We start from the raw sequence: 26,829 nt of genomic DNA, 5'->3' as shown, positions 1-26,829 counted from the left end.
CTCTCAAATCACTACTTTCATTTTACCCATCAAGCCCTAAACGTACAATGGATAAGTCTATTTCAGTTGTTGTAATGCAAAACATGTTGATTGAAGATGATTTCAAATGGTGAGTTTCCAACAATAGTATCAAGGTGTCCAATGAACATCCAGAACTGTCCAACGATGCAAATACAAAAAGGACACCGTTGAGAAAAATCCACGGCGTCCAACAAATAATTTAATCCCTTAATTTAACTCGCTGTAAACGGAGTGCATTCAGCACAACTGAAACCGAGCTAAATGCCATTGCAGCGCCTGCAACCCATGGAGCCAGAAGCCCAGCCGCTGCAATGGGAATCCCGACTGAGTTATAGGCGAGGGCCCAAAATAAGTTCTGTTTAATGTTGCGTACGGTTAACCGGCTCATTTTGATTGTATCAGCGACGCGCAATAAATCGCCGTGCATCAGCGTAACGTCCGCGGCTTCCATCGCAACTGCCGTTCCTGTTCCCATTGCCATTCCAATATCTGCGACAGCCAGTGCAGGTGCATCGTTAATGCCATCTCCGACCATTGCGACTCGCTTTCCTTTTGCCTGTAATTCGGCGATGACCTGCGCCTTGCGTTCAGGAAGAACACCAGCAACGACGTGATTGATACCTGCTATCTTCGCGATGGCTTGTGCAGTACGTTCTTGGTCTCCTGTCAGCATAATGACTTCAAGTCCGAGCGCATGAAGTTCTGCGACTGCTTCCTTCGAGGTTTCTTTCAACGTGTCTGCAACCGCAAGTGTCGCCACGTGCGCACCGGAGACTGCCATATACATGACGGTTTTGCCGTCGTTTTCAAGTTTTTCTGCATCTGAAATAGTAGTGTCCAGAGAGATTTCATTGTCAGCGAGCAATTTTCGTGTTCCCATGAAAACTGTAGAACCGCCTATAACGCTCTTAATCCCGTGTCCCGGAATTGCCTCGAAGTGTTCTACTGCTGGCAACGAACTACCTAAATTCAATCCGAAAACTGTAATAGCTTTCGCAACTGGGTGTTCGGAATCACTTTCTGCTGCTGCCGCTATTGCAATGAGACGATTTCGATTCATTTCATCTGCAACAATGAAATCAGTCACTTCAGGTGCGCCTTTTGTAATTGTACCGGTTTTATCCAAAACGATGGTGTCAATCGTTTTCGTGTTTTCCATTGCTTCTGCCGTTTTGAATAAAACCCCTTGTTCCGCGGCGCGACCCGAGCCAGCCATAATCGACGTCGGTGTTGCGAGTCCAAGTGCACATGGACAAGCAATAACGAGAACAGCAATCATGCTGACAAGAGCTTGTGCAAAGTTACCTGGAGCGACTGCGAAATACCAGACGAGAAACGTTAAGACGGCAATTCCGACGACAACAGGTACGAACACACCTGAAATCTGATCGGCTAGCCGCTGAATAGGCGCTTTAGAACCTTGTGCTTCCTCTACAACACGAATGATGTTTGAAAGGACCGTATCTTTGCCAATACTTTTCGCGCGAACACGCAAAACGCCATTCGCATTTACGGTGGCAGCATAGGTTGTGTCGCCCTCTATTTTATCGACAGGTAAACTTTCACCCGTAAGCATTGATTCATCCACGGCTGACAAACCGGAAATGACTACTGCATCGACCGGGATTGAAGCACCTGGACGGATGACAAGAATATCACCTACATTGACTGCGGAAATGGGTATTTCTTCAGTTACACCTTCACGTTCCACAATTGCCATCGTCGGTTGTAAGCCCATTAATTTCTTAATCGCATCAGACGAATGCCCCTTCGCGCGAGCTTCGAATACTTTTCCGAGAAGAATTAATGTTATTAACACAGCACTTGTTTCAAAATAAAGGCCATGTGGGAAACCGCTCAGAACCAGATAGACTGAATAGAAGTATGCTGCGGACGTTCCAAGTGCAACAAGCACATCCATATTGGCACTTTTATTGCGCAGTGAGAAGTATGCACCCCTGTAAAAGGTCCAGCCAATCCAAAACTGTACTGGTGTAGCAAGCGCCCATTGTACATAAGGGTTCATTAAAAATGCGGGTACATACATCCAAGACGTAAAGGTAAAGTGAGAGAACATTGTCCATAGAAGGGGGAAGGAGAGTGCAGCCGCGATGTAAAATAATCGTGTCTTCTCACGAATTTCCACATGACGGTGATCTTCTTGACCTTCCGGAATGTCGCCTTTTCGTTCTGCACTGTAACCCATGTTCTTTATTTTGTTAATAATGTCTTCAGAATTTAAATAGGATGGGTCGTATTTTACTTTCCCAGTTTCAAGTGCGAGATTGACGTTTGCTGAGAAAACACCATCCATGCGCGCCAATCCTTTTTCAATTCGAGTGGAACAAGCGGCACACGTCATTCCGGAAATTTGGAAATCGACCTCTTCTTTAACGACGTCATAACCGAGTGAACGAATTTTTTCTTGAATGGAATGCATGTCGACTATATCGTCATCGAAAGACACGGCTGCTTTTTCTGTCGCGAAGTTAACGGTGGCATAGGTTACACCATCCAGCCGTTGCAATCCTTTTTCTACCCGGTTGGAGCAGGCGACACAGGTCATCCCTGTAATTGCGATGTCGGTTTTCTTTTCAGTCATTAGAATAAAACCTCCTCACTTACCCTCGGGGGGGTATAATTCAGTTATAAAAGAACTGCGGTAGGCCGCAGTTTGTTTTCTTATTGCTCGACGTCGTAACCTTGGTCCTCTATCGTGTTGGTAATTTCTTTTACATTGACCATGTCGTCTTGGAAAGCAATTTCGACACTGCCTGATTCGAGATTCACTTTCACTTTTTCTACACCGGAAAGTTTGCTAACGCTATCTTCTACCGCTTTTACGCAATGGCCGCAAGTCATTCCTGTAACGTTTAATGTTGTTGTCGTCATAATTAATGCCTCCTCATTTTTTTATTAATTTCATCATTGTAACTAACAATTCATCAAGAACTTCATCGTCGCCTTCAGTGAGCCGGTCTTTAACACAGCCTTTTAGATGACCATCGAGCAGTACTTTAGCCACGCTATTAAGAGCGGACTGGGTTGCGGATAGTTGTGTAATGATGTCATCGCAGTACACATCTTTTTCAATCATGCCTTTAATGCCTCTAATTTGTCCCTCGATCCGATTCAGTCGATGAACCATATTTGTTTTCACGCTTTCAGGATGGTGGCTTTTCCTGCAAGATTGTATCGCGGACTCTTCTGAGAATTCATCCAGAATTACGTCTATTGTCATTTTATCGCCCCCTTATTGTTTATTTAAGCATAATGTACCCTTAGGGGGTATGTCAATAAAAACCCCTTTTTATTTTCTGTATGAATTATTTACAATAAATCCACACTGTAACAGAAATGAAAGATTAAAAAGTGGACAATGGTGGTATGATTGTAGTATGAGCGAAATAGAACAACTTGTAACGATGAAAAGAAACTTTCTTCATGCGTTTTCGTCTATTACTAATAGAAAGGTCGGGGTGGAAAAGATGGCTAAAGAAGTTGATTTGAAATCAATTATCTCCAACTTGGCGAAGTTGGGTGTTTCGGCAACGATGACGAAATCTCGTCTGGAAATGCTGAAGGCCCTCGCGCCACCTGCACAAGGCCCGCAAGTTCAGTCGCAATAATGGAAATGATAGTATCCGTTTTATAAGAAAAACTCCACCGGAATTTCAGTGGAGTTTTTCTTATTCATCGTCGTCTGAACTAAACATATACGTCCTGTGGTGGAACTTCATACTGAATACCAATCCAATTGCGAGCATATTACCCATAAGTGAACTACCACCGTAACTGATAAAGGGAAGTGGAATGCCTGTAATCGGAAGAAGTTGTATCGTCATTCCAATATTTTCAAAGACGTGGAAAGTAATCATCGCAATGATACCTGCACATATATAGGTACTGAAGGGATCTTTTAATTCAAGCGTAATTTTAGTCAAATGATAAATCAAGAAGAAATACAGACAAATGACGAGACTCGCACCAACAAATCCCCAATCTTCACTAATCGTTGTAAAGATGAAATCGGTATGGCTTTCCGCGACATATACTTCACGACCTTTATAGCCTTTCCCAAAAATTTCACCTGAGCCAATTGCATTGAGTGACGTAATTAAATGCCGTCCTTCATTAGATGAATACGAATAGGGATCGATCCAAGAATAAATTCGTTCAAACTGGTAAGAGGAAAAACCTAGTTTGTTTTGAAGGAAGTCCTGAGCGTAAAGAGCCATCCAAAGCAATGTTGCACCTATTGTTGCAGTCCCTGCAAAAACAGGTAAAATAATTCGCCATGAAATGCCGGAAACGATGACGAACACTGCTGTTATTGCGATAAAGACAAGTCCTGTTCCAAGATCAGTCTGCATCATGATGAAAAGCAAAGGTAAGATTAATACGGCAATTATTTTACCTAGTAAATAAAAATCGGTTTTTAAAGTCTTGTTCATAAATTTTTCATGATGTTTTGTAATCATGTGTGCCATCCCAATGATGAAGAATGTTTTCATGAACTCAGCGGGCTGAATACTCCCGACTCCAGGAATGTGGAACCAACTTTTGGCTCCATTCCTTGGTTCGACCAATTTCATGCCATCAGGAAGGATAAAGAGCATAGCTAATAAAAATACACCGCCCCCATAAATAATCCAGGCAGCTTTTTTATATTGGTCTGGTTCCAAAAACATTGTGATTGCAATAATGATACAACCGATAACGTACCATTGAATTTGTGAAGCTACGAAGCTAATGGGCATAGAGTTCATGTCCTTATATTGGCCTGTTGTTTGTGCTGAAGCTATCGCGAATAGGCTGACGAGGAAAAATAGCAAAAGGATAAATGCGAGAGTCCAGTCAAAACGATCTGCGGGTTTGTTGTTCATTTTCATCTATAGTCACCTTGGTTTCACTAAAATGGAGTTGCATTCTTGAAGAAAAATAAAACGAAAATAGAGGCAGGTTAGTATGATAGTCATTCAATCCTCATTAAAAAGAGTTTATTGGACTGTTTAATAATGTTAAATCTATTCACCTAAACTTCTATAAAATAATAGCACCTTTAGTATAACGTAATATGAGTACAGATGCATATCCTCATATTGGACGCATTTGTGTCCGCGAAGTTGCCCCAGTTAAGGCATGCATGTTAGACTTGTGGGAAATTTAAGGGTTATTCTGCCCTTCGCATAGAAAGGGATCATAAATATGGCGTGGATTTATTTACTGATTGCGGGTATGACCGAAGTTGTTTGGGCGATTGGTTTAAAAGAGGCACGTGGGTTCACCGTCCTTTTGCCTTCGGTAGTTACACTAATCTTCATAGTAGTTAGCTTTTTTCTCTTTGCAAAAGCGATGGAAACAATTCCGATTGGAACTGCATATGCTATATTCACAGGAATAGGGGCAATCGGAACAGCAATCGTAGGGATTATTGTATTTAATGAAGGAGCAGGCGTCGGAAAATTATTTTTTCTAGTGCTTCTGCTTGTTGGTATCGTTGGTCTCAAATTGGCAGATGGTCAGGAGGAGACGCAATAATGTCTTGGTTCATCCTCATTATAGCGGGACTCTTCGAAGTTGCGTTCGTGATTACGATGAAATTATCGGAAGGATTTCGCAATAAGAAGTATAGTATCCTTACAGTTTTATCAGCTGCCGTCAGTTTCTTTTTATTATCAGTTGCCTTGAAAGAATTGCCGGTTGGAACAGGGTACGCAGTTTGGGCAGGTATTGGTGCGGCGGGGAGTGTATTGATGGGCATGGTTTTCTTTCGGGAAAAGCGAAGCGCATTAAAGTTCCTATTTTTGTCCTTTATCATCATAGGTGTTGCAGGACTTAAGTCGTTTAGCTGAATAACTTACATATATTAATTATGACAGGGAGCCGTTCGTGGTAAACTAAAATAACGAAAACTACTAGAATGCGAGGGGAAACCATGAAGAAGAAGTTAGGTTTGGTTTATGGAGGGAAGTCGGCTGAACACGAGGTGTCTTTGTCAACTGCCCGTGCAGTGACGCAGGCAGTTGATTTTGGAAAGTACGAAGTGGTACCGATTTATATTACGTACGACGGCGAATGGAGAAAAGGTGAATCACTGGAAAGTCCTGTAGGGTCGATTGAAGAGCTACGGCTAAAAGGGGATGACGGCAGTAAACCGGATAGTATCCATGACTTCCTTAACGGTGGAACGGGTGCGCCAGATGTCATCTTCCCACTTCTTCATGGAACGAACGGTGAAGATGGAACGGTTCAAGGGCTTTTTGAAGTGATGAACGTTCCTTACGTAGGTAACGGTGTCCTTGCATCGTCCGCAGGAATGGATAAAGTTGTTATGAAACAATTATTCGCACAAGCGGGATTGAAGCAAGTGGCTTATGTGCATTTTATCCGTACTGGATGGGTGAAAGAACAACAACAACTAGTAGATAGAATGGAAGCGGAGCTCGGCTGGCCAATGTTTGTAAAACCTGCAAATCTGGGTTCTAGTGTCGGTATCAGCATGGCAACGGATCGGGAGAGTTTAATAACAGCGGTGGACCTTGCTTTGAAATTTGATCGTAAAGTTATCGTTGAACAAGCTGCAACAGCACGTGAAATTGAAATGAGTGTCATGGGTAACGATGAACCGCAATGTTCGGTATCCGGAGAAATCAAACCTGTCGCTGCATTTTACGATTATGAAGCGAAATATACAGATGGTAATACAACACTTGCCATACCTGCAGAAGTAACCGAGGACGTAATAAAGACAATGGAAGACATGGCGATTCGTGCATTTAAAGTGCTCGACTGTTCGGGGCTTGTACGCGCTGACTTCTTTGTCACGGCAGACAACGAAGTATTGATCAATGAAGTCAATACGATGCCAGGTTTCACGCCGACGAGTATGTTCCCGCTTTTGTGGCAGAAAACAGGTGTCACATATCCGGAATTAATCGATAAGCTTATTGAACTTGCGCTTGAAAGGCACACTGAAAAACAAAAATTACAATATACGATGGATTGAGTGTGATTAGAAGTGAAACGGATGTTAACCGAAATCGCTGAATGGATACAAGAGTCAGGACAAAATATGGGCGACAAGGTAGTGAGTGGTGTGTCCATCGATTCACGGACTGCTAGCAAGGGAGATCTATTTATCCCTTTCCGCGGAGAACATGTGAATGGCCACAACTATGTACAACAGGCAATTAAACAAGGTGCAGTAGCGGCGTTATGGATGAAAGACGAGCCGAATCCACCAGAAGACATAGCACTAATTTTTGTCGATGATCCAGAGAGAGCACTCCAGGAAATGGCACGTATCTACCGTGGGATGCTTCAATGTAAAGTTATTGGTATTACAGGCTCAAACGGGAAAACGTCAACAAAGGACTTAATTGCAAGTGTTCTAGCGCCTTATTTCAACGTTCGAAAAACAGAAGGTAACTATAATAATGAACTTGGATTACCACTGACGATATTATCGCTTGAAGTAGATACGGAAATCGCGGTTCTTGAAATGGGCATGAGCGGGTTTGGGGAAATATCCTTTTTATCGAAACTTGCAAAACCACACTTTGCTGTAATTACGAATATCGGGGAAGCGCATATGCAGGATCTTGGTTCGCGTGCAGGAATCGCCAAAGCGAAATTTGAAATTATTGACGGCTTACAAGAAGGTGGAAAGTTCTTTTACGATGGAGATGAACCGCTTCTGAGAGAACTAGTTGAACTACAGACTGTTGTAGAGAGCGTATCATTTGGTTATGGCAAGAACGCAGCGTTGGCGCTTGAAAACATTGAATCAGGAGATACGGGAAGCCGTTTCACAGTAACGGGCTTACTCGAAGGGGAATTCACTATTCCTGTTTATGGCGCCCATCAAGTGAAAAATGCACTTGCAGCAATTCTAATCGCCGATGCAATGGCTATCAGTGTCAATGATATCCGTGCTGCTTTAATTCAAGCGACTTTGACAGATATGCGTATGCAACCAGTGCTGATGGAAAGTGGTGCACTGTTCATCAATGATGCTTATAATGCAGCGCCGACTTCTATGCGCGCGGCCTTGGCATTCATGAAAGAAACAGGATTACGGAAAGAAAAGTGGGTTGTACTAGCCGACATGTTGGAACTTGGTGACAATGAAAGGGAATATCATGAGAATCTTGCCGATGAAATGATGGCTATGGATTTAGAGGGTATCCTGCTCTATGGTCCACGGATGGAGTGGTTGTACGACGTCTTGAAAAAACGAGATAGCGAAACACTTCTAGTATGGTCAGAAAAGGATTATGTTCCACTCGTAGATATACTCGAGAAACAGACAGGTGAAAATTCAATCGTGTTATTAAAAGGTTCAAGAGGAATGGCTCTAGAGCATATTCTTAAAGGGCTGAATAGCAAATGAATCAGAAATTAAAGACAGGTGTGTTATTCATTCATGGATTCACAGGCGGTCCTTTTGAAGTTCGGCCGTTTGTACGTTTTCTAAAAAGGAAAACGGACTGGGAAATGTCTGTGCCGACACTTCCAGGCCACGGAATTATGCTGAATCTCAGAAATTCATCTGCTGATTCCTGGTTGATGGAAGCAGAAATAGCATTTAAAAAGCTGCAAAAAGAAGTCGACCGTGTGATTGTGGTCGGCTTTTCTATGGGTGGACTTATCGCCATGTATTTGGCACTTCGCTATAAAATTGACAAACTTGTCTTGTTAAGTGCGGCTGCAAAGTATATAAGTCCGCGTATCTTAATAAAAGATTTGGGAATCATGTTAGCGAAACCGTTAATAAAAAGATTTCCGCCGAATACGTTTTATCATATTTATGAATACAAATTGGCACATACGCCACTGCGGGCGACATTCGAATTTTTGCGAGTGGTGAAAATTGTTAAGCCCTATTACCATTTGATAAAAATACCTGTTTGTATCGTTCAAGGTGGCAGAGACGGGATTGTTCCCGCTGGAACTGCCGAGCATTTGCTAAAAAAACTGGGCTCCAAAAAAAAGGAATACATAAAATCACCTCTCGGGAAGCATCATATCTGTTACAGCGATGACTGTGACAATTGGTTCAATGAAGTGCTTCGGTTTATGCGTGATGATGGCTAGTTTTGGCGGCCAGATACTTGGTGCGCTTCGGTTTGGGAATGAATGGCAAGAAGTGGCGTTCACTTCAAGTCTTCCAGCGGGGAGGTATTGAATTTCATCCCTCTTTATTGCCACAGGAAGTGGCGAACTTAGGCTGCGTTCCTTAAAACGGCCGCTTACGCTTTTCGTGTCTGGCTTCAGCGCCTAGGGGCTCGGAGGCTCACAGGATGTGAGTTACGCAACGGGGAAGGATTGAACTGCATCCTTCCTTGTTGCCGCAGGACGCGGCGCACTTAGGTTGCGTTCCTTAGGAGAAATGGGCTGTGCGGGAAAGCAATGCGTCGCCAATCCGCCTTATGCCTGTCGCGGGCCTGCAAGATGCAGGTCATGCAGCGGGGAAGGATTGAACTGCATCCTTCCTTATTGCCGCAGGACGCGGCGAACTTAGGCTGCGTTCCTTTATTCAGGCGCCTCCGCTTTTCAGGTAGTAAACTGATTATTACTATATTAAGCACTTTGATTGCGAATGACGCTTACCCGTGGTACAATGTGATGAACATTGGATACATTTACGTAGCACTCTTCAGTAAGTGAAGAGTACTTTTTTTTGAATTTAACGGTTTGCTCATATAAATCGGATGATTTGTCCGTTGATCGAACCGCTCGGCAAAGACCGGGCTTTCCTTTTCAACCATAACCTCTACTTATACATTAGAGAATGCAAAATATCGGAAACGTTCCCTTTTAACAGGCTCGAATTTGCCGTGCCTTCATTTGCAAATGTAACCAATTGTCAAATGAAAAAACAAAGGAGATTGATAAGTTTGACTAATTTTTCAGAATTAAACATCAGTGAATCAACACAACGCGCACTATCTAAAATGGGGTTTGAAGAAGCGACTCCAATCCAAGAAGGTACTGTCCGTTTTGGTATGGAAGGCCGCGACGTTATCGGTCAAGCACAAACTGGTACTGGTAAAACAGCTGCATTCGGTATTCCGATCATTGAAAAAGTAGATACTAAAAACTCAGCAGTACAAGCACTTGTAATTGCTCCAACTCGCGAATTAGCTATTCAGGTTTCTGAAGAGATCGCAAGAATTGGTGCTGACAAACGTGTACGAATTCTTTCCGTTTACGGTGGACAAGAAATCGGACGTCAAATCCGCGCATTGCGTAATAATCCACAAATCATTGTTGGTACGCCAGGACGTATTCTTGACCATATTAAACGTAAAACTTTGAAACTTGACGGTGTACAAACACTTGTACTTGACGAAGCGGACGAAATGTTGAACATGGGCTTCATCGAAGATATCAACACGATTCTTGCTAGCGTGCCATCTGAGCGTCAAACACTTTTATTCTCGGCTACTATGCCTGGACCAATCCGCAAAATTGCAGAAACGTTCATGAAAAACCCGGAAATGGTTAAAATCAAGTCTAAAGAAATGACAGTTGAAAATATCGAACAGTTCTTCGTGAAATCACAGGAACGTGAAAAATTCGATATTCTATCTCGTTTGCTTAACGTTCAACAACCTGAACTTGCAATCATCTTTGGTCGTACAAAACGTCGCGTTGACGAACTATCACAAGCACTTAGTATCCGTGGATACATTGCTGAAGGAATTCATGGCGACTTGACTCAAGCAAAACGGATGTCAGTCCTTAAGCAATTCAAAGAAGGTAAAGTTGATATTCTAGTTGCAACTGACGTTGCGGCGCGTGGACTTGATATTTCAGGCGTAACACACGTTTATAACTTCGATATTCCACAAGATCCTGAAAGCTATGTTCACCGTATCGGTCGTACAGGACGCGCAGGTAAAAGTGGAGTGGCAATTACATTTGTAACACCACGTGAAATGGGTTACCTTCGAATTGTAGAAGAAACAACTAAAAAACAAATGACTCCATTGAATCCACCATCTTCTGACGAAGCAATTCTTGGTCAGCAACGTGTGGCTGTGGAACAACTTACTGAAATTGTTACTAAAAACGAATTGAGCGATTATACGCATCTTGCAGCAGACTTGCTTGAGAAATTCGAAGCTAAAGATCTAGTTGCAGCAGCACTTCGTTCATTAACACGCGAACCGAATGATACACCTGTATCAATCTCTGAAGAGCGTCCATTACCTTCACGTGGAAATTCTCGTGGCGGTGGCGGCGGCTACAAAGGAAATCGTAGCGGTGGTCGTTCAACTAGTGGTGGCGGTCGTGGATACGGTGGCGGCGGAGCTCGTCGTAGCGGTGGAAGTGGCGGAAACGCACCTAGTGGAAGTCGTGACGGAGCTAGAAGAGACAGCAGTCGTTCACGCAACACGAAATCAGAACGTTAATACGTAACTGTTACAAAATCCGGGTAGCGCAATTAGCGCATACCCGGTTTTTTATTGCTCAATTATTGAATTACTCAATGAAATGAAACATTTAAGGTTTCCAATCGTATAGAATAAGTAGAGGGAAAGAGGTGTTTGATGTGAGGGCACAACCAGTGAACCGAATTTCGGAAAAAGGATTGAAGGTATGGAGATTATATGGCATTATGCAAACGGGAATTCTATTACTGTTGGGTATTGGCGCAGGGGTATTGGCTTACATATTTGAAGGGCCATGGTGGATTTATGCAATTGCAGCCATTGTGATTGTTCTATTTGCTTATTTATTTATCTACTTATTTCCGAAAGTGCGATGGATGCGTTGGCGTTATGAAGTGCGGGAATCGGAAATCGAGTTGCAACGTGGTATCTTCATCGTTAAACGGACATTGATTCCAATGGTCCGCGTGCAACATGTAGACACAGCGCAAGGTCCAATCCTTCGGAAATATAACTTAGCGGAGATTACGATTTCAACAGCTGCTACAAATCACACCATTCCAGCTCTTGTCATGGAAGAAGCGGATGAGCTACGTAGCAGAATATCCGTGCTTGCGAGGGTGGCGGAAGACGATGTCTGAAACGCGTTATAAATTGCATTGGATAACAGCTATTATAGAAGTGTTAAAAACAGCGAAAGAAGCAATTCTACCTATTATTATCATTGTTTTCGCGAATGGATTGAATGATGTTGGTTCGGGAAAGTGGTATCTAGATTATTTATCTTTCATTATCTTTGGTGTACTTATGATCTCATTTTTCGTCGCGGGCATTATTAAGTGGAAGCGTTTCGAATATTGGTTTGAAGACAATGAGCTTCGTATTGAATATGGTCTATTTGTAAAAAAGAAACGATACATACCTTTCGATCGTATTCAAAGCCTTGATTACAACGAAGGCATTCTGCATCGACCTTTCAAACTAGTTAAAGTGAAAGTGGAAACGGCGGGCAGCTCTTCTCCTAAAACGGCGGAAGTTGAACTTACTGCTGTTTCAAAGGAAGCGGCAAATCGCATTGAAGCTGAAATGGCAAAAGCGAAAGCAGGTAGGAAAACGATCTCATCCCTAGGTGAAGGGGATTTGGTGGATGTAGAAGCGGTGGGACAATCACAGTCAAAATCAGTTTTTGTGATGAAACCAAAAGATCTGCTTATTCTCGCGACAACATCTGGCGGGATAGGTATCATTTTTTCAGGTGTAGGCGTATTTTTATCGCAGTTTGGAGAAATGATTCCTTATGACTGGATGTTTGAAGAGATTTCAGGCTTCATCAAATTCGGTCTGCTCATCGTTGGGATAGCGGTGCTACTAGGTTTTGTTTTAGTTTGGGGATTATCTGTCGCTATGACATTCCTGGCGTATTACGGTTTTGCCGTAACGCTTGAATCGGAGGACATAGTAATTACGAGGGGCCTTCTTGAGAAGAAACGTATGACTGTGCCACTGAAAAGAGTTCAAAGTGTACGTATCATTGAAAATCCGTTTCGCCAAATATTCGGTTATGCATCGGTTGCTATAGATAGTGCGGGTGGAGGAGGGGCAGAAGGGGCGAAAATCAATTTGTTTCCACTTGTGAAAAAAACGGATATCTATGGGCCGTTAAAAGAAATCTTCCCGGACCTTGTACTAGAAGAGCCGAAGAAGAAATTGCCAGCGCGTGGAAAACGGTTTTTCTATCGGATTGATTTCATTTGGATGATCCCTACGATTGGGACAGTTATATACTTTTTCTATCCGTATGGCCTACTATCACTTCTCATCGTTCCAGTTATTATTCTCTTTGGATTATGGCAGCACCGTTCAGCTGCTTTTGAAATAACGGATAATCAGCTAACAATGCGATTTAGGAACTTCAGTTTACAAACCGCTTACTTGGTGAGAAAAAGAATTCAATCAATGGAAATGAAACAAAACTACTTTCATAAGCGCAAGGGTGTGGCAACTTTAGTTGCAAACGTAAAATCTGGTATGAGTATCTTTAGTGCACAAGTGCATCATATGGATGAGTCTGAAGCGGAGGAAATCCTGTTATGGTATGAGAAAAGAGAGCAGAAGTAATCTGCTCTCTTATCTTGTTCTCTTTCTCTTATTCCAACTACCAATACGTTTTGGGTGGAAGTAACTAAGACCAATTAAAAAACCGACTGCTAAGCCTGCTATATGTGCGGTTGTGTTAATGTTGGATTGGATGAAAGTCATTACTATACTGACTACGATAATCGGCAGGATGATCTGTCTTAATTGTGGAAGGATGCGCTTTGTGTAATAAACAAGTGCACCAAACGCTCCTAGAATCCCGAAAATCGCTCCACTGGCTCCTACGCTTGCATATTCGGGGGGCTGCAGGAAAAATGTTGCTATGTTTGCGAACATGCCCGAGAGCAGATAAATTGTTAAGAAACGTGCCTTGCCTGCAATCTTCTCAAGTTCGGGTCCGAAGATGAAGAGAGAGAACATATTGAACAGCACGTGCATAATACCACCGTGAAGGAACATCGGAGTAACAAGTCTCCACCATTCCCCGTCGGAGATAAGATAGTTGACGCCCACGCCCGCTTCAAAAACAGGATCCCCGATGAATGGTAGCATTGTCACTACGTAAATTAGGATATTGACAGCAAGGAAAAACGTCACCACCGGATATAGGCGGATATATTGCGAAAAGCTTTCTGTACGGCTAAACATCTATTCACCTCAGTCTATAATTTCATTATACATATTTTCTTGTCAGGTTGGAAAGGAGGAGTTCGATTGATTGAAGGAATTGGGCTTGATATTGTTGAGTTAGAAAGAATTTCCGTATTAGATAATAAATCATCGAAGTTCCGTATGCGCATCTTAACGAAGGAAGAGTTAGTCATTTACGAAAAACACACAAGCCACCGCAGGACGGAATTCTTAGCGGGACGATTTGCAGGAAAAGAAGCATTTGCTAAAGCGAAGGGGACAGGAATTGGTACGCAGTGCAATTTCACGGACATTAGTATATTGCCTGAACAAAGTGGGAAACCGAATTTATTTTTTAAAGGAATCGCAGTAAATGGCTTAATATCCATCACTCACACAAGAACTGTTGCTGCAGCTCAAGTAATCCTTCTTGCATAATTGTTCGTCCTTCCTCATAAGATGACCTACCCGATTGAAATGAGAAAGGATGAACTGTATGCGTAGCCGGATATTTGTTTTTTTGTTAGTTGCGGTCATGGTAATCCTCGCGGCATGTGGGGCGCCGTCAAAAGAGGATGTCATGAAGAAGCTCAGTGGGAAGTGGAATGATACGAAAGGGTATGATTTGCAAGCAACAATGGAGATTAAGACTGGAGCAGAACCGCGTTTATACGATGTTGCTGTCTGGCATACAAAACCTGCCTTTTATCGTGTTAACGTAACACAGGCTGGAAGCAAGGACTCTCAGATGATTGTGCGCAATAAAGAAGGCGTTTATGTTGTTACGCCATCGCTTGGTAAGACGTATAAGTTTCAAAGTGATTGGCCAGCGCAAAATAGCCAGGCATACTTGATTGGCGCTCTGTCAGATGATATTAAAGCGGATAAAAATGCAACGATGACGGAAAAAGACAAAACATATGTCTTTGAAACTGCCACAAGAAACAATCATAAGAAGGTTTTGCCGACTCAACAGATTCATATTGACAAAAAGACATTGCTACCAACGTATGTTTCCGTACTGGATGAAAATAAGGTTGAGAAAATTCGCATTTCATTTAAAAAGATTACTCTTGGTGTAGAACGGAAAGCTGCAGATTATGCAGTAGATATGGATGACACGAATACTGGTAAAGAGACTGAGCCTACAGAAGATGAAAAAACTGGACTCGCCACGTACTATCCATCAGTCACTTGGGCGGAAGGCAATCTTGTCGATGAAAAAAGTGTGGAAACAGAAAGTGGCACACGTTCATTCATGACCTATGGTGGAGATAAAGAATTCATCATTATTCAAGAGCCGGCAGTTCGACCAGACACGAAAATGCCAGTATCTATTGAAGGTGATCCTGTAGATCTTGGATTCACAGTTGCAGCTCTAGCAGACAAATCAATTCGCTGGGAAAGTGAAGGAGTTTCATTCTTTATCGCATCCGAAACATTAACGCCAGAAGAAATGATTGAAGTGGCCGGATCGATGATGGCGGATGGTGAAAAATAACTTTAGTTGACGTAGAATGTGCAGAGGATTGATAATAGAGAGTATTACAATATAAAAGAGGGATTGGCTTGGAAAACTCTGTTCACTATCGTCCGACGCAAGCGCTCGTCAATCTTGAAGCTATTCGGGATAACGTCAGAAATTTAAAGAACTTCTTGGGGAATAAGACTGCAATAATTGCGGTTGTGAAAGCGGACGGATACGGCCACGGGGAAGTGGAAGTTGCAAAAGCGGCTTTTGAAGCAGGTGCACAAATGGTTTCGGTTGCAACACCGGACGAGGCGGTACGACTCCGATTGGCGGGAATTAGCGGGGACATCCTCGTCATGGGGCCGTCTCCGCTTGCGTTTGCTGAAAAAGCAGCTAAGCTAGGAATTGTAATTACAGTATATAGTGCTGAATGGTTACAAGCGGCAATAGGGGGTAGTGCAACATTTGTGCAACCGTTGAAAATTCATGTAAAAATTGATAGCGGAATGGGAAGAATAGGATTGAGAGATGCAGGTGAGCTCCAATCCCTTGTTAATATCGTCGATAAATCTGAATTTGTGCTTATGGATGGCATCTTTACTCATTTTGCTTGTGCAGATGAACAAGATCCAGACCACACACAAGAGCAGTTTGCGACATTCATGCAGCTTGTTAATACATTGCCGAAAAAACCTCGGCTCATTCACGCATCAAACAGCGCGGCAACCCTTCTCTATCCTGAATATGCTCTTGACGCAGTCCGTTTCGGAATCGGACTATACGGAATTGCACCTTCAGAATACGTAGGAGGGAAATTGCCGTTTCAACTCAAAAAAGCATTCCAACTTGAAAGTGAACTTGCCTATGTAAAGTTGTTGGAGGCTGGCAATCGAATCAGTTACGGCGGGACATATGAAACTTCTGGAGATGAATGGATTGGCACAATTCCTATCGGTTATGCAGACGGTTTAAAGCGTGGGCTACGTGGACAGGAAGTTCTTATTGGTGGTGAGCGAATGCCGATTGTTGGAACGATCTGTATGGACCAATGCATGGTAAAACTTTCACGAGAATTACCAATTGGGGAAAAAGTAGTGCTGATTGGTCGTCAAGGGGAAGAAGAAATTACGATGGAAGAGTGGGCGGAACGACTTGGAACGATTCCGTACGAAATTGCAGTAACCATCGCCAAACGAGTACCGAGAATATATACAGGAAAAGATGGGCAGTATGTATAATATCCGTACTTTCGACAAAATAAACTAGCACTTTTGCAGAATCCTGTCAATAAAGTTCCTTCTATGTCTTCTCATTGTCGGTATTCAATGGTAAGATGGACTAGTATTGAGATTAGGAACGGTTTTGTCGGAGGTGCTGAAGTTGGGTGCAAATAAAAACATAAAAGAAGTTATTGTTAAAATTCCGAAACGGATGCTGAACGAAAATGAACATACGGTCGTCCATCAAGAGCTGGACCGTGGAGATTCAGTTTATATTTCGACAAAGCGATATGTAACCGACTATGAATCGGATACGATCAGAGAAGAGATGATGAACGGTTATCTCGAAATGTCGCAAATCAACCTTAAAATCGCCACGGAATGCTTGCATGTGGAATACGAAGCCCAGCATACGGTGGAACGTCTCGTAAGCGGAGGATGAAAAGTTGGCAATAAAACGTGGAGACGTCTTTTTTGCAGATCTGTCGCCTGTCGTCGGTTCTGAACAGGGAGGAACGAGACCGGTTCTTGTCATTCAGAATGACATAGGTAACCGGTTTAGCCCGACAGTCATTATTGCGGCTATCACTGCGCAAATTCAAAAAGCGAAATTGCCTACACATGTTGAAATCGATGCGGTACGATATGGTTTCGAGCGGGATTCGGTTATTCTGCTCGAACAAGTCCGCACAATCGACAAGTCGAGGCTTACCGATAAGATTACACATCTAGATGAATTTTTGATGGAACAGGTCGATGAAGCGCTAGAAGTTAGTTTCGGTCTAATCAAATTCTGAGCATACATATAAGGGACATCATGGAGATATTTCCATGATGTCTTTTTCGATTAATTCATATTAACAGCATGTCTGTCGACAAAAAAAGTGTATTGCGTCCTCTTTTTCGATACAATGAAGAGACAATGGTTTTCAATTCAAAAGGAGGCTTATCGAAACACTTATGAATATTAAGATGGTAGAAAGCATTGATCAGAATATCATAGAGATAATTGAAAGATGGAAAGAACTTATGAAGGACGAAAAGGGAGAGAAGTTCTTCCATTTCATGCCTACGAAGCTTGTAGAGAAGACGAGTAGTGAATTTGCTGCATTAATGACATCGAATATTTATGAAGCGAATGTTATTCATTCAGAAAAGTTGAACGAATTTACAGAAAAGGTCGTTCGTTTCGGATGGTCTATCAAATTCGTTAATAAAGCGATTGATAATTTCTCGCAGGTTGTATTTAAACTATTGGAAGAAAAAGGGGTTATTGATGCTGGTAATCTCAGAGCTTTTATGACAATCTTTGATAACTGGATTATGCCTCTCCGTGAAAGTATCATTGAAGCCTATTCGGCAGAATGGGAACGGACAGTCAGTTTGCAAAAAATCGCATTGCAGGAACTATCTGCATCCTTGATACCGGTTTTCGACAAAATTTCTGTCATGCCGCTTGTCGGAACAATCGATACAGAGCGTGCCAAACTAATCATGGAAAATCTACTTGAAGGTGTAGTGAAACAACGAGCTGAAGTCGTTCTTCTGGATATTACTGGCGTCCCCGTTGTAGATACGATGGTAGCCCATCACATCATTCAAGCAGCAGATGCAGTACGACTTGTCGGAGCGAAATGTATGCTGGTAGGAATTCGTCCGGAAATCGCTCAAACTATCGTTACACTTGGCATAAATCTCAACGACTTTACGACGACTAGCACATTGCAACGTGGGATGCAGAAGGCTCTTGGACTTACAAACCGAACGATCGTGGAGGTTGATAATTCATGAATATGCGAATCCCGATTTTAAAACTGGGTGACACTTTAATTGTTTCTGTTCAATGGGAGCTTGACGATCATACCGCACTTCAGTTCCAAGAAGACCTTTTGAAAAAAATGCATGAAACGACAGCTAGAGGTGTTGTTATCGATTTGACACCAATAGACTTCATAGATTCATTTATTGCAAAAGTATTGGGTGACGTCATCAGCATGTCAGGGTTGATGGGGGCTAAAGTTGTGATCACAGGAATCCAACCAGCAGTAGCGATTACGCTTATAGAATTAGGCATCCGTCTGGAAAACGTTATGACGGCACTCGATCTCGAAAACGGATTGGATAAACTTCATAAAGAATTGGAGGCCTAACCATGGAGTACTGGTCTTCTGTAGACATATACACGGAGTGGGACATTGTTGCCGCCCGACAGCTGGGCCGGAATGAAGCGAAGAAGTCTGGTTTTGGAACGGTCGATCAGGCGAGAATTACTACGGCTATTAGCGAATTGGCGCGTAATATCTATTTATATGCTGGAAAAGGTAAAATTGAAATTAAAAGACTTTCTGAGAATGACATCTACGGGATTACAATTATTGCATCTGATGACGGTCCGGGGATTCCGGATATGCGTAAAGTGATGGAAGATGGTTTTTCAACATCCGGAGGACTTGGTGCCGGAATGCCAGGTGTGAGAAGGCTCATGGATGAATTCAAAGTCGAAACGGAACTGGGTGTGGGTACAATAATCACCGCCACAAAATGGCTTCGCTAAGGAGATGATGATGGATGCCTAAGGAAGTTTCAAAGCAGTACAAACAAATATTGCGGAAATACTTAGATGGACAAAACGAAGAGGAACTTTATATAGGACAGCAGTTTAGTAGGCAATTCATCGAGAAAGAAATTTCGCCTGAAGAAGTGATTAGTATTCATAAAACGGCACTGACAGAAGTCCTTCCTACTATGTCGGATGAGCTGAATTATTCGTTTGACTTTCTGATAGAAATGATGATTCACTATGGGCTTGCTTTACAAGAACATCAGAGCCTTATTCGAAAGCAGGAAGAACTCCAAATGGAAATGAACCTAGCGGTTAGAGTGCAAGATACGTTGCTGAAAACCAGAAAACCAGACTTCAAAGAACTTGATATCGGGCTTGTAACAGAATCCGCAAAACAAATGAGTGGCGATTATATTTATTTTCTCAATGACACTAGTTTTGAAGCAAGCGTAGCTGTGGCTGATGTTATAGGTAAAGGGATTCCGGCAGCACTTTGTATGTCGATGATTAAATTTGGAATGGACAGTTTGCAAAACGAAAACACAAGTCCGCGCCATGTCCTTGATATCGTAAATAGAATCGTTGAAAAAAGTGTCGATGATTCGATGTTTATTTCCATGTTTTACGGAAAGTACGATGCGAGAGATTCAAGTTTCTCATACGGTTCTGCGGGACACGAACCCGCCATTATGTATAGAGCATCCACTGGTACATTTACGGAGCTAAACGCAAAAGGACTACTGCTTGGTGTTCATCCGAATGTTGTTTATGAAGAGCATTCCGTTATCTTGGAAGAGGGCGACTTTATCGCGATGATGACGGATGGTGTGACTGAGGTCCGAACGGAAACAGGTTTCATTGATGATGAAGTGATTAAAAATATTATGCTGGAAGTGAAAGATGAATCCGCGCAAAAAATAGCCGATACGGTATACCAAAAACTGGCCTATCTTCAAGACTTTCATTTACGTGATGATTTTACTCTCGTCATTTTTAAGAAAGAGATTGAAAAGGTTTAAGTTTTGCAATAAAGGGTATCCTAATTTATAGTATGCGTTATCATAAAAACAGAGAAATTCGGGGTGGAAATATGGATTTGCAAGTTGAGTTGTTAGAAGAGAATAGTGTTCAGCGTTTCAAAATTGTTGGGGAGATTGACGCCTTCACAGCACCAATGTTAAGAGAACGTCTTGCAACTGTTGAAAAAATAACTGATATGCAAGCAGAATTGGATTTGTCTGAAGTTAATTATATGGATAGTACAGGATTGGGAGTTTTTGTTGGTTTTTATAAAGCTGTCAAGGCCAATGGAGGACATGTGAAAATTGTTGGCGTTAACACACGTTTGAAAAAACTTTTTGATATAACTGGCTTGGGAGAAGTTATGGATATTGAAATGGAAGAAAGTGGGGACGTAGATGCAACCGTATGATTACATTGAAATTCGAGTTCCCGCAAAAGCTCAATATGTTGGTGTAGCACGTCTCGCGATTTCAGGTCTCGCTAGTCGACTTGGTTTTACATATGATGAAATCGAAGACTTAAAAATAGCGTCGAGTGAAGCGATTACAAATGCTGTCCAACATGCATATAAAGAAGACGATGAAGGCGAAGTGGTGGTTGGTTGTGCCCTTTTCGCGGATAAATTAGAAATTATGGTAGCGGATCACGGAAAAAGCTTTAATTTCGAGGATACGAAAAAGAGTGTAGGACCGTATAATGAAAAGGAGGAGGTACAGTTTCTTCGGGAAGGAGGATTGGGCCTTTACCTTATGGAAACACTTATGGATGATGTAAAAGTACATCATGAAGAGGGTGTAACGGTCTTTATGACCAAATACCTAGGTGGAGAGCGGGGCGATGAGGATGTCGAACGAACAATCACCTCATGAGTCTGAAGGGAATGAAAAACCCACCGTCGAACCTATTATAGAAGACCCTTCTCCTCGTGAAACTGGAACAAAGGCGGAAGTCCTTCAATGGATAAAGCAATACCAGGAGACGAATGACGATGAAGCACAGACGAAACTAGTAGTACACTATGAACGGCTTGTCCAATCATTAGCACGAAAGTATTCGAATGGAAAGCCTTTTCATGAAGATATAGCACAAGTAGGTATGCTAGGTCTTCTTGGAGCGATACGCCGCTATAATCCTGAATTTGGAAGAAGTTTCGAAGCATTCGCAGTGCCGACAATTATCGGTGAAATTAAACGTTTCTTACGTGATAAAACATGGGCAATACATGTCCCAAGACGTATAAAAGAACTCGGACCGAAAATTAAAGCAGCAGTTGAGACGTTAACAATAGAAATGCAACGTTCGCCCCTGGTCAGTGAAATTGCGGATTACCTAGATGTGGATGAAGAACTGGTTCTTGAAGCAATGGAAATGGGAAGAAGTTATCAAGCTCTCTCTATGGACCATACCCTAGAAGCAGATTCTGAAGGTGGCACGGTTACTCTATTTGATATTATCGGGGAAAATGATGACGGTTTTGAGAAAACAGATCAACGCATGGTTGTTGCTAATGCTCTAAATGTGTTGTCGGAACGTGAAAAGCAAATTATTCAGTATACATATATTGACCAACTAAGCCAAAAAGAAGCGGGAGAGCTACTCGGAATCTCTCAAATGCACGTTTCAAGATTACAACGAAAAGCGATTAAAAAGTTGCAGGAAGCAATATTGGCGGCTGGCGGTGTATCGTAGTGGATTCAATCTTAACGAATCATGTCGAAGCATATGTTTACCAAGAGGCGAAGTTTGGGAATCGAGAATGTGGGGACACGTATTTCATCCATGAAGAGGAAGGTTATTTCATCTGTGCAATTGCTGATGGACTTGGTAATGGACCAATTGCGCGTCAATCATCTCAAATCATACCTAAAGTATTGAAAGAGTATCATCACGAGTCAATTGATGAATTACTTAGCCGTTGCAATGAGCATATGGTGCAAAAACGTGGAGCAGCTGTAGCTATTGTCAAAGTGGATTATAAACAAAAAACGATTCAGTATAGCTGTGTAGGAAATGTACGTTTTTATATGCTGCATGATTGTGATAAGATGATTTATCCTTTGCCTGTAATGGGTTATTTATCGGGTAGACCACAAAAGTTAAAGACACAACAATATGACTATTCCAAAGGTGATTTATTCTTTCTCCATTCGGACGGTGTCATACTGAGAAGTCCGAAAGCAACATTAAAGGAAAGTTCTGGACCTTATGAATTATACCAAAACGTGCTCCAATCGATTGAACACGGCGACGACGCCACATTTATAGCGGGCAGCCTACTTCTATAAAACGGAAGTAGGTTTTTTTGTGCGTGCTTTTCTTTAATTAGGCACTCATGATGCAGTTCTGGTAAAATTAAGAAAGTAAAGAAAGGGTGAATTTATTGATGAGGCATATTGTTGAGGCTACAGCTGGTAAAGCGGCCGTCAGTATACATCAAACTGAAAAGGTTATCGCATTACTTGACCAAGGAAACACTGTCCCCTTCATTGCAAGGTACCGGAAAGAAGAAACCGGTTCGCTGGATGAAGTACAGATTAAAGCGGTTGAGGATGCTTACAATTATGTTAAAGGGCTTGAACAACGAAAAGAAGAAGTTATTCGCCTGATCGATGAACAAGGTAAGTTGGACGAGGAATTAAGAAAATCGATTGAAGGTGCAACTGTCTTACAGCGAATTGAAGATCTTTACAGACCTTACAAAATAAAAAGACGTACTCGTGCGATGATTGCAATTGAAAGCGGCCTTGAGCCATTAGCGAAAAGTCTAATGGAGTTTTCAGGAGAATCACCAGAACAGCTAGCCAATCCTTTTGTCAATGAAGAAAGCGGTATCAATAGCGTTGAAGATGCGCTTGCTGGTGCTCGAGATATTATGGCTGAACAATTTGCTGACGACGCTGGAATACGCGAAAACATACGGAAATTAGCATGGTCAGATGGGATGATTGTCTCAGCGATACGTAAAGGTGCAGAGGACAAGCGAAATGTTTTTGAAAATTACTATGAATATGAAGAACCTTTGAAGAAAATTGTACCTCATCGCGTTTTGGCTTTAAACCGCGGTGAAAAAGAGGATGTGCTACGCGTTGGGATTTCTTTCCCAGTCGATAGAATTTCTGGAGGACTTGAACGTGAGCTAATTCGCAAACCGCATTCGCCATCTGCACCATACGTAAAAGAAGCGACAGAGGATGCGTTTAAGCGTTTGATAGCGCCTTCAATTGAACGGGAAATCAGGGCGGCACTGACAGAAAAGGCTGAAGAACAGGCAATTCATGTATTTTCAGAAAACCTAAAAAGTCTACTTCTGCAACCCCCGTTGAAAGGGAAAGTTGTACTGGGCCTTGACCCGGCTTTCCGTACAGGATGCAAACTTGCGGTTGTCGATGAATCAGGTAAATTGCTTGAAATATCAGTAATTTATCCGCATCAGCCACAAATGGAAAAAGAAAAATCGAAACGGACGATTTTGGATTTATTGAAAAAGTATCCGATTACTATTATTGCAATCGGAAATGGGACAGCCTCACGTGAGTCTGAACTGTTCATAGTAGATTGTATAAAAGAGGCACAAGCGGGTGTTTCGTATGTAATTGTAAATGAAGCAGGCGCAAGTGTTTATTCAGCTTCACCTCAAGCACGGGACGAATTCCCTGAACTTCAAGTTGAACAACGGAGTGCGGTATCTATAGCGAGACGCTTACAGGATCCATTATCGGAACTAGTGAAAATTGATCCGGGTTCTGTTGGTGTCGGGCAATACCAGCATGACGTTGCAAAAAAACGCCTATCCGAATCATTATCATTTGTCGTCGAAACGGCAGTGAACCGGGTAGGGGTTGATGTCAACACTGCTTCCTCGTCGCTGCTTCAATATGTCGCGGGATTATCCAAAACGGTTGCAGAAAATATTGTGAAGTCACGTGAAGAAAATGGTCTCTTTACGAAACGCAATCAATTAAAGAAAGTACCACGCCTTGGCGCGAAGACTTATGAACAGGCGATTGGTTTCCTGCGAGTGCCTGATGCAAAGGATCCGTTTGATTCGACTGGTATTCACCCTGAGAGCTACCAGTTAGCCGAACAAATATTAGAAGAATCAGGAGCAAGTAAGAAGTTGCTAGGAAAGCAAGAAACCTCTGATGCGCTGTCGGCTCTCGATAGTAAAGCCCTAGCGATTAAGTTGAATGTTGGAGAAGTGACGCTCAAAGACATTATTGAAACACTTCAAAGACCGAATCGGGATCCACGTGATGATTATCCGCAACCGCTTTTAAAAGCAGATGTCCTCGATATGAAGGATCTTTACGAAGGTCTTGAAATGCAAGGAACAGTCCGTAATGTAGTTGATTTTGGTGCTTTTGTTGATATAGGCGTTAAGGAAGACGGTCTTGTTCATATATCCAAATTAAAAAAAGGCTTTGTAAAACATCCTCTTGACGTTGTGGCCTCTGGTGACATCGTCACTGTCTGGGTAGAAGGCGTCGATAAAGGGAAAGGACGTATTTCATTGACGATGTTGCCACCGTCAACTAAATGATAGTGGAACTGGAGGTGGTAACTATGACGGATGAAGAACTGCAGAGATATATAGAGAAAGTCTCGGATGAAGCGTTCGGCAAGCCGTTTATTCATAGTGCCCGGTTTAACAAAAGGCTAAGAACAACAGGTGGTCGTTATATGCTTTCAGACCATTCCATAGAAATTAACCCATTAGTTCTAGTTAAGCACGGAATAGATGAACTGGTGGGTGTAATTAAACATGAGCTTTGTCACTACCACCTTCATATAGAAGGAAGAGGTTATCGGCACCGTGATGTGGACTTCAGGAATTTGCTGAAAAGCACATCATCCCCGAGGTTTTGCCGACCACTTACTGAACGGAATCGTAAGGTAGTTTCGCTCCGTGTCTATAAGTGTGTATCTTGTAAGTTACTCTACAACCGTAAAAGGAGAATGGACGTTACCAAATACAGATGCGGAAAATGTGCAGGGCGAATTGAAGAAATACAACCTGTTTAGTATAAAAAGAACACGATCAGTCATCGCAAACTGCGGTCTGATCGTGTTTTTGATATTTCATAAAACAAATCTATAAATAAGTGTTGACGAAATGGATGACTCTCTTTATAATAGGAAAAGTCGGTTGGGAAAGACACCGAGACATTATGGAGAACGATTCTTCCTCCATGAAGATATAAGCATTCAACATGGCCCCTTGGTCAAGCGGTTAAGACACCGCCCTTTCACGGCGGTATCACGGGTTCGAATCCCGTAGGGGTCACCAAAACTTTTTCAATACGAAGTATTGAAAAGAGTTATCCATAAGAACTTCGATTTGAAGTATCGAAAAGAATCATCCATAAGGTTGAATACGAAGTAACGAAATGAATAAGTTTTGTACAGTGTGAAACTATATTGCTGAATTAGGTATCATTGGGGTATAGCCAAGCGGTAAGGCAACGGACTTTGACTCCGTTACTCGTTGGTTCGAATCCAGCTACCCCAGCCAATGTTTTACCTGCGTGAAGCGCAAGAAGAATATCTCTTCTATATAATAAAGAGCCATTAGCTCAGTTGGTAGAGCATCTGACTTTTAATCAGAGGGTCGCAGGTTCGAATCCTGCATGGCTCACCATTTAAAAAAATGTTGACAAATGAATTGTATGCTATATAATAAGGTTTGTCGCTAAAACAACGCGGTAGTGGCGGAATGGCAGACGCGCTAGGTTGAGGGCCTAGTGGGGGTTAACCCCGTGGAGGTTCAAGTCCTCTTTACCGCACCAAATCACTTTCGTAGTTAAAAAGTTCTCTACCTCATGAACAGTTCGTTTTATCAAAAGGAAAATGGTTATCATCCAACTTATGTCGGATGCGCCAATATTATATACGCGGGTGTAGTTTAGTGGTAAAACCTCAGCCTTCCAAGCTGATGATGAGGGTTCGATTCCCTTCACCCGCTCCATATTACTTATTAGAAACAAATTTGTGAATATCGCTTGAAAGTTAAAATGAAATAGTTGTTGACTTCCTAAATAGCGAATGCTATACTAAGAAAGTTGCTGTAAGAACAGTAGCGAACTTAAAAAAAGAGAATCGTAAATGATTCCGAACCAAATGAACCTTGAAAACTGAACAGCAAAACATCAATGAGATATCGCGAGAGTGTGAACGCACTTGAGCAAAACGTTTCGAAGTAAGTCGATTTCGGTCGAACGAAAAGAAACACACACAAGAATCTTCGGATTCAGAGGAGGAATTAATTCCTCCTTAAGTCAGCAAGAAATGAGCTATTCATTTTCTTCTATTATGGAGAGTTTGATCCTGGCTCAGGACGAACGCTGGCGGCATGCCTAATACATGCAAGTCGAGCGAAAGTTAGAGAGCTTGCTCTCTAACTTT

Annotated in this window: 29 protein-coding genes, 5 tRNA genes and 1 rRNA gene; 30 read left to right on the top strand and 5 right to left on the bottom strand. The window is 42.2% G+C overall.

Annotation, left to right across the window (positions count from 1 at the left end):
• Positions 1-220: 220 nt before the first annotated feature.
• The 3 genes from AC1TO6_RS09860 to AC1TO6_RS09850 all read right to left on the bottom strand — a co-directional run bounded on the left by AC1TO6_RS09860 (position 221) and on the right by AC1TO6_RS09850 (position 3,262).
• Positions 221-2,623 (bottom strand): heavy metal translocating P-type ATPase, encoded by a 2,403-nt coding sequence (locus AC1TO6_RS09860; RefSeq protein WP_482101440.1) that lies wholly within the window; start codon positions 2,621-2,623, stop codon positions 221-223.
• A gap of 80 nt (positions 2,624-2,703) precedes the next feature.
• Positions 2,704-2,913 carry a copper chaperone CopZ gene (gene copZ, locus AC1TO6_RS09855; RefSeq protein ID WP_482101439.1) on the bottom strand — a complete coding sequence of 70 codons (210 nt, stop codon included), beginning with the start codon at positions 2,911-2,913 and terminating at the stop codon, positions 2,704-2,706.
• 13 nt (positions 2,914-2,926) lie between these two features.
• Positions 2,927-3,262: a metal-sensitive transcriptional regulator gene (locus tag AC1TO6_RS09850; RefSeq protein ID WP_482101438.1), complete on the bottom strand. Its 336-nt coding sequence runs from the start codon at positions 3,260-3,262 to the stop codon at positions 2,927-2,929.
• A 247-nt stretch (positions 3,263-3,509) separates the two neighbouring features.
• Between AC1TO6_RS09850 and AC1TO6_RS09845 the strand changes: the two genes are divergently transcribed.
• Positions 3,510-3,650, top strand: coding sequence for an Lmo0850 family protein (locus AC1TO6_RS09845; RefSeq protein WP_482101763.1), 141 nt, complete (start codon positions 3,510-3,512; stop codon positions 3,648-3,650).
• A gap of 60 nt (positions 3,651-3,710) precedes the next feature.
• Here the strand turns inward: AC1TO6_RS09845 and AC1TO6_RS09840 are convergent, their stop codons facing one another.
• On the bottom strand, positions 3,711-4,907 hold the full coding sequence (locus AC1TO6_RS09840; RefSeq protein ID WP_482101762.1) for an FtsW/RodA/SpoVE family cell cycle protein: 1,197 nt from the start codon (positions 4,905-4,907) through the stop codon (positions 3,711-3,713).
• A gap of 322 nt (positions 4,908-5,229) precedes the next feature.
• On the opposite strand from AC1TO6_RS09840, the gene AC1TO6_RS09835 reads away from it, so the two are divergent.
• The 8 genes from AC1TO6_RS09835 (at position 5,230) to AC1TO6_RS09800 (ending at position 13,541) form a co-directional block, all read left to right on the top strand.
• On the top strand, positions 5,230-5,562 hold the full coding sequence (locus AC1TO6_RS09835; protein WP_482101437.1) for a DMT family transporter: 333 nt from the start codon (positions 5,230-5,232) through the stop codon (positions 5,560-5,562).
• Positions 5,562-5,876 (top strand): DMT family transporter, encoded by a 315-nt coding sequence (locus AC1TO6_RS09830; protein ID WP_482101436.1) that lies wholly within the window; start codon positions 5,562-5,564, stop codon positions 5,874-5,876. The genes AC1TO6_RS09835 and AC1TO6_RS09830 overlap by 1 nt, the downstream gene beginning before the upstream one ends.
• Positions 5,877-5,959: 83 nt before the next feature.
• Positions 5,960-7,030 (top strand): D-alanine--D-alanine ligase, encoded by a 1,071-nt coding sequence (locus AC1TO6_RS09825; RefSeq protein ID WP_482101435.1) that lies wholly within the window; start codon positions 5,960-5,962, stop codon positions 7,028-7,030.
• 12 nt (positions 7,031-7,042) lie between these two features.
• Positions 7,043-8,416 (top strand): UDP-N-acetylmuramoyl-tripeptide--D-alanyl-D-alanine ligase, encoded by a 1,374-nt coding sequence (locus AC1TO6_RS09820; RefSeq protein WP_482101434.1) that lies wholly within the window; start codon positions 7,043-7,045, stop codon positions 8,414-8,416.
• Positions 8,413-9,120 (top strand): alpha/beta hydrolase, encoded by a 708-nt coding sequence (locus AC1TO6_RS09815; RefSeq protein WP_482101433.1) that lies wholly within the window; start codon positions 8,413-8,415, stop codon positions 9,118-9,120. Before AC1TO6_RS09820 ends, AC1TO6_RS09815 begins: the two co-directional genes overlap by 4 nt.
• An 803-nt stretch (positions 9,121-9,923) precedes the next feature.
• Positions 9,924-11,444, top strand: coding sequence for a degradosome RNA helicase CshA (gene cshA / locus AC1TO6_RS09810; protein WP_482101432.1), 1,521 nt, complete (start codon positions 9,924-9,926; stop codon positions 11,442-11,444).
• A gap of 140 nt (positions 11,445-11,584) precedes the next feature.
• Complete coding sequence (locus AC1TO6_RS09805; protein ID WP_482101431.1) at positions 11,585-12,064, top strand: PH domain-containing protein; 480 nt, start codon at positions 11,585-11,587, stop codon at positions 12,062-12,064.
• The gene (locus tag AC1TO6_RS09800; protein ID WP_482101430.1) at positions 12,057-13,541 is read left to right on the top strand and encodes a PH domain-containing protein; all 1,485 of its coding nucleotides are present in this window, start codon (positions 12,057-12,059) and stop codon (positions 13,539-13,541) included. Before AC1TO6_RS09805 ends, AC1TO6_RS09800 begins: the two co-directional genes overlap by 8 nt.
• Positions 13,542-13,550: 9 nt before the next feature.
• On the opposite strand, the gene AC1TO6_RS09795 is transcribed toward AC1TO6_RS09800, so the two are convergent.
• Entirely contained in the window at positions 13,551-14,168 is a 618-nt protein-coding gene (locus AC1TO6_RS09795) for a rhomboid family intramembrane serine protease (RefSeq protein ID WP_482101429.1), read from the bottom strand.
• A 66-nt stretch (positions 14,169-14,234) separates the two neighbouring features.
• On the opposite strand from AC1TO6_RS09795, the gene acpS reads away from it, so the two are divergent.
• From acpS to AC1TO6_RS09690, 21 genes are all read left to right on the top strand, one after another.
• A complete protein-coding gene (gene acpS / locus AC1TO6_RS09790) occupies positions 14,235-14,588 on the top strand; it encodes a holo-ACP synthase (RefSeq protein ID WP_482101428.1) in 354 nt (117 codons plus the stop codon).
• 58 nt (positions 14,589-14,646) lie between these two features.
• Positions 14,647-15,651, top strand: a complete 1,005-nt coding sequence (locus AC1TO6_RS09785; RefSeq protein WP_482101427.1) for a LolA family protein — start codon at positions 14,647-14,649, stop codon at positions 15,649-15,651.
• 68 nt (positions 15,652-15,719) lie between these two features.
• On the top strand, positions 15,720-16,859 hold the full coding sequence (gene alr, locus AC1TO6_RS09780; protein ID WP_482101426.1) for an alanine racemase: 1,140 nt from the start codon (positions 15,720-15,722) through the stop codon (positions 16,857-16,859).
• A gap of 133 nt (positions 16,860-16,992) precedes the next feature.
• Positions 16,993-17,283, top strand: a complete 291-nt coding sequence (locus tag AC1TO6_RS09775; protein ID WP_482101761.1) for a transcriptional regulator — start codon at positions 16,993-16,995, stop codon at positions 17,281-17,283.
• 4 nt (positions 17,284-17,287) lie between these two features.
• Positions 17,288-17,638: a type II toxin-antitoxin system PemK/MazF family toxin gene (locus tag AC1TO6_RS09770; protein ID WP_067205315.1), complete on the top strand. Its 351-nt coding sequence runs from the start codon at positions 17,288-17,290 to the stop codon at positions 17,636-17,638.
• 163 nt (positions 17,639-17,801) lie between these two features.
• On the top strand, positions 17,802-18,632 hold the full coding sequence (locus tag AC1TO6_RS09765; RefSeq protein WP_482101425.1) for an STAS domain-containing protein: 831 nt from the start codon (positions 17,802-17,804) through the stop codon (positions 18,630-18,632).
• Positions 18,629-18,991 carry an STAS domain-containing protein gene (locus tag AC1TO6_RS09760; protein ID WP_482101424.1) on the top strand — a complete coding sequence of 121 codons (363 nt, stop codon included), beginning with the start codon at positions 18,629-18,631 and terminating at the stop codon, positions 18,989-18,991. Before AC1TO6_RS09765 ends, AC1TO6_RS09760 begins: the two co-directional genes overlap by 4 nt.
• Before the next feature lie 2 nt (positions 18,992-18,993).
• Positions 18,994-19,395, top strand: a complete 402-nt coding sequence (locus tag AC1TO6_RS09755; protein WP_482101423.1) for an anti-sigma regulatory factor — start codon at positions 18,994-18,996, stop codon at positions 19,393-19,395.
• A gap of 14 nt (positions 19,396-19,409) precedes the next feature.
• A complete protein-coding gene (locus AC1TO6_RS09750; RefSeq protein WP_482101422.1) occupies positions 19,410-20,423 on the top strand; it encodes a SpoIIE family protein phosphatase in 1,014 nt (337 codons plus the stop codon).
• 71 nt (positions 20,424-20,494) lie between these two features.
• A complete protein-coding gene (locus AC1TO6_RS09745; protein WP_482101421.1) occupies positions 20,495-20,836 on the top strand; it encodes an anti-sigma factor antagonist in 342 nt (113 codons plus the stop codon).
• Positions 20,823-21,296: an anti-sigma B factor RsbW gene (gene rsbW, locus AC1TO6_RS09740; protein ID WP_482101420.1), complete on the top strand. Its 474-nt coding sequence runs from the start codon at positions 20,823-20,825 to the stop codon at positions 21,294-21,296. Before AC1TO6_RS09745 ends, rsbW begins: the two co-directional genes overlap by 14 nt.
• Positions 21,271-22,116 carry an RNA polymerase sigma factor SigB gene (sigB, locus tag AC1TO6_RS09735; RefSeq protein WP_482101419.1) on the top strand — a complete coding sequence of 282 codons (846 nt, stop codon included), beginning with the start codon at positions 21,271-21,273 and terminating at the stop codon, positions 22,114-22,116. Before rsbW ends, sigB begins: the two co-directional genes overlap by 26 nt.
• Entirely contained in the window at positions 22,116-22,712 is a 597-nt protein-coding gene (locus AC1TO6_RS09730; RefSeq protein ID WP_482101418.1) for a PP2C family serine/threonine-protein phosphatase, read from the top strand. Before sigB ends, AC1TO6_RS09730 begins: the two co-directional genes overlap by 1 nt.
• Before the next feature lie 98 nt (positions 22,713-22,810).
• Positions 22,811-24,967, top strand: a complete 2,157-nt coding sequence (locus AC1TO6_RS09725; RefSeq protein WP_482101417.1) for a Tex family protein — start codon at positions 22,811-22,813, stop codon at positions 24,965-24,967.
• Between the two features lie 23 nt (positions 24,968-24,990).
• The gene (locus AC1TO6_RS09720) at positions 24,991-25,449 is read left to right on the top strand and encodes a SprT family protein (RefSeq protein ID WP_482101416.1); all 459 of its coding nucleotides are present in this window, start codon (positions 24,991-24,993) and stop codon (positions 25,447-25,449) included.
• A 190-nt stretch (positions 25,450-25,639) separates the two neighbouring features.
• Positions 25,640-25,714 (top strand) — tRNA-Glu (locus AC1TO6_RS09715).
• A gap of 150 nt (positions 25,715-25,864) precedes the next feature.
• Positions 25,865-25,939: transfer RNA gene (locus AC1TO6_RS09710), tRNA-Gln, on the top strand.
• Between the two features lie 50 nt (positions 25,940-25,989).
• A tRNA-Lys gene (locus AC1TO6_RS09705) sits at positions 25,990-26,065 on the top strand.
• Positions 26,066-26,126: 61 nt separating this feature from the next.
• Positions 26,127-26,213, top strand: a tRNA-Leu gene (locus AC1TO6_RS09700).
• A gap of 105 nt (positions 26,214-26,318) precedes the next feature.
• Positions 26,319-26,392 (top strand) — tRNA-Gly (locus tag AC1TO6_RS09695).
• A gap of 341 nt (positions 26,393-26,733) precedes the next feature.
• Positions 26,734-26,829, top strand: a 16S ribosomal RNA gene (locus AC1TO6_RS09690); the annotation flags it as partial.

The sequence above is a fragment of the Sporosarcina sp. Y352 genome (assembly GCF_056786535.1).
This window is presented reverse-complemented; position numbering and strand designations above follow the sequence as displayed.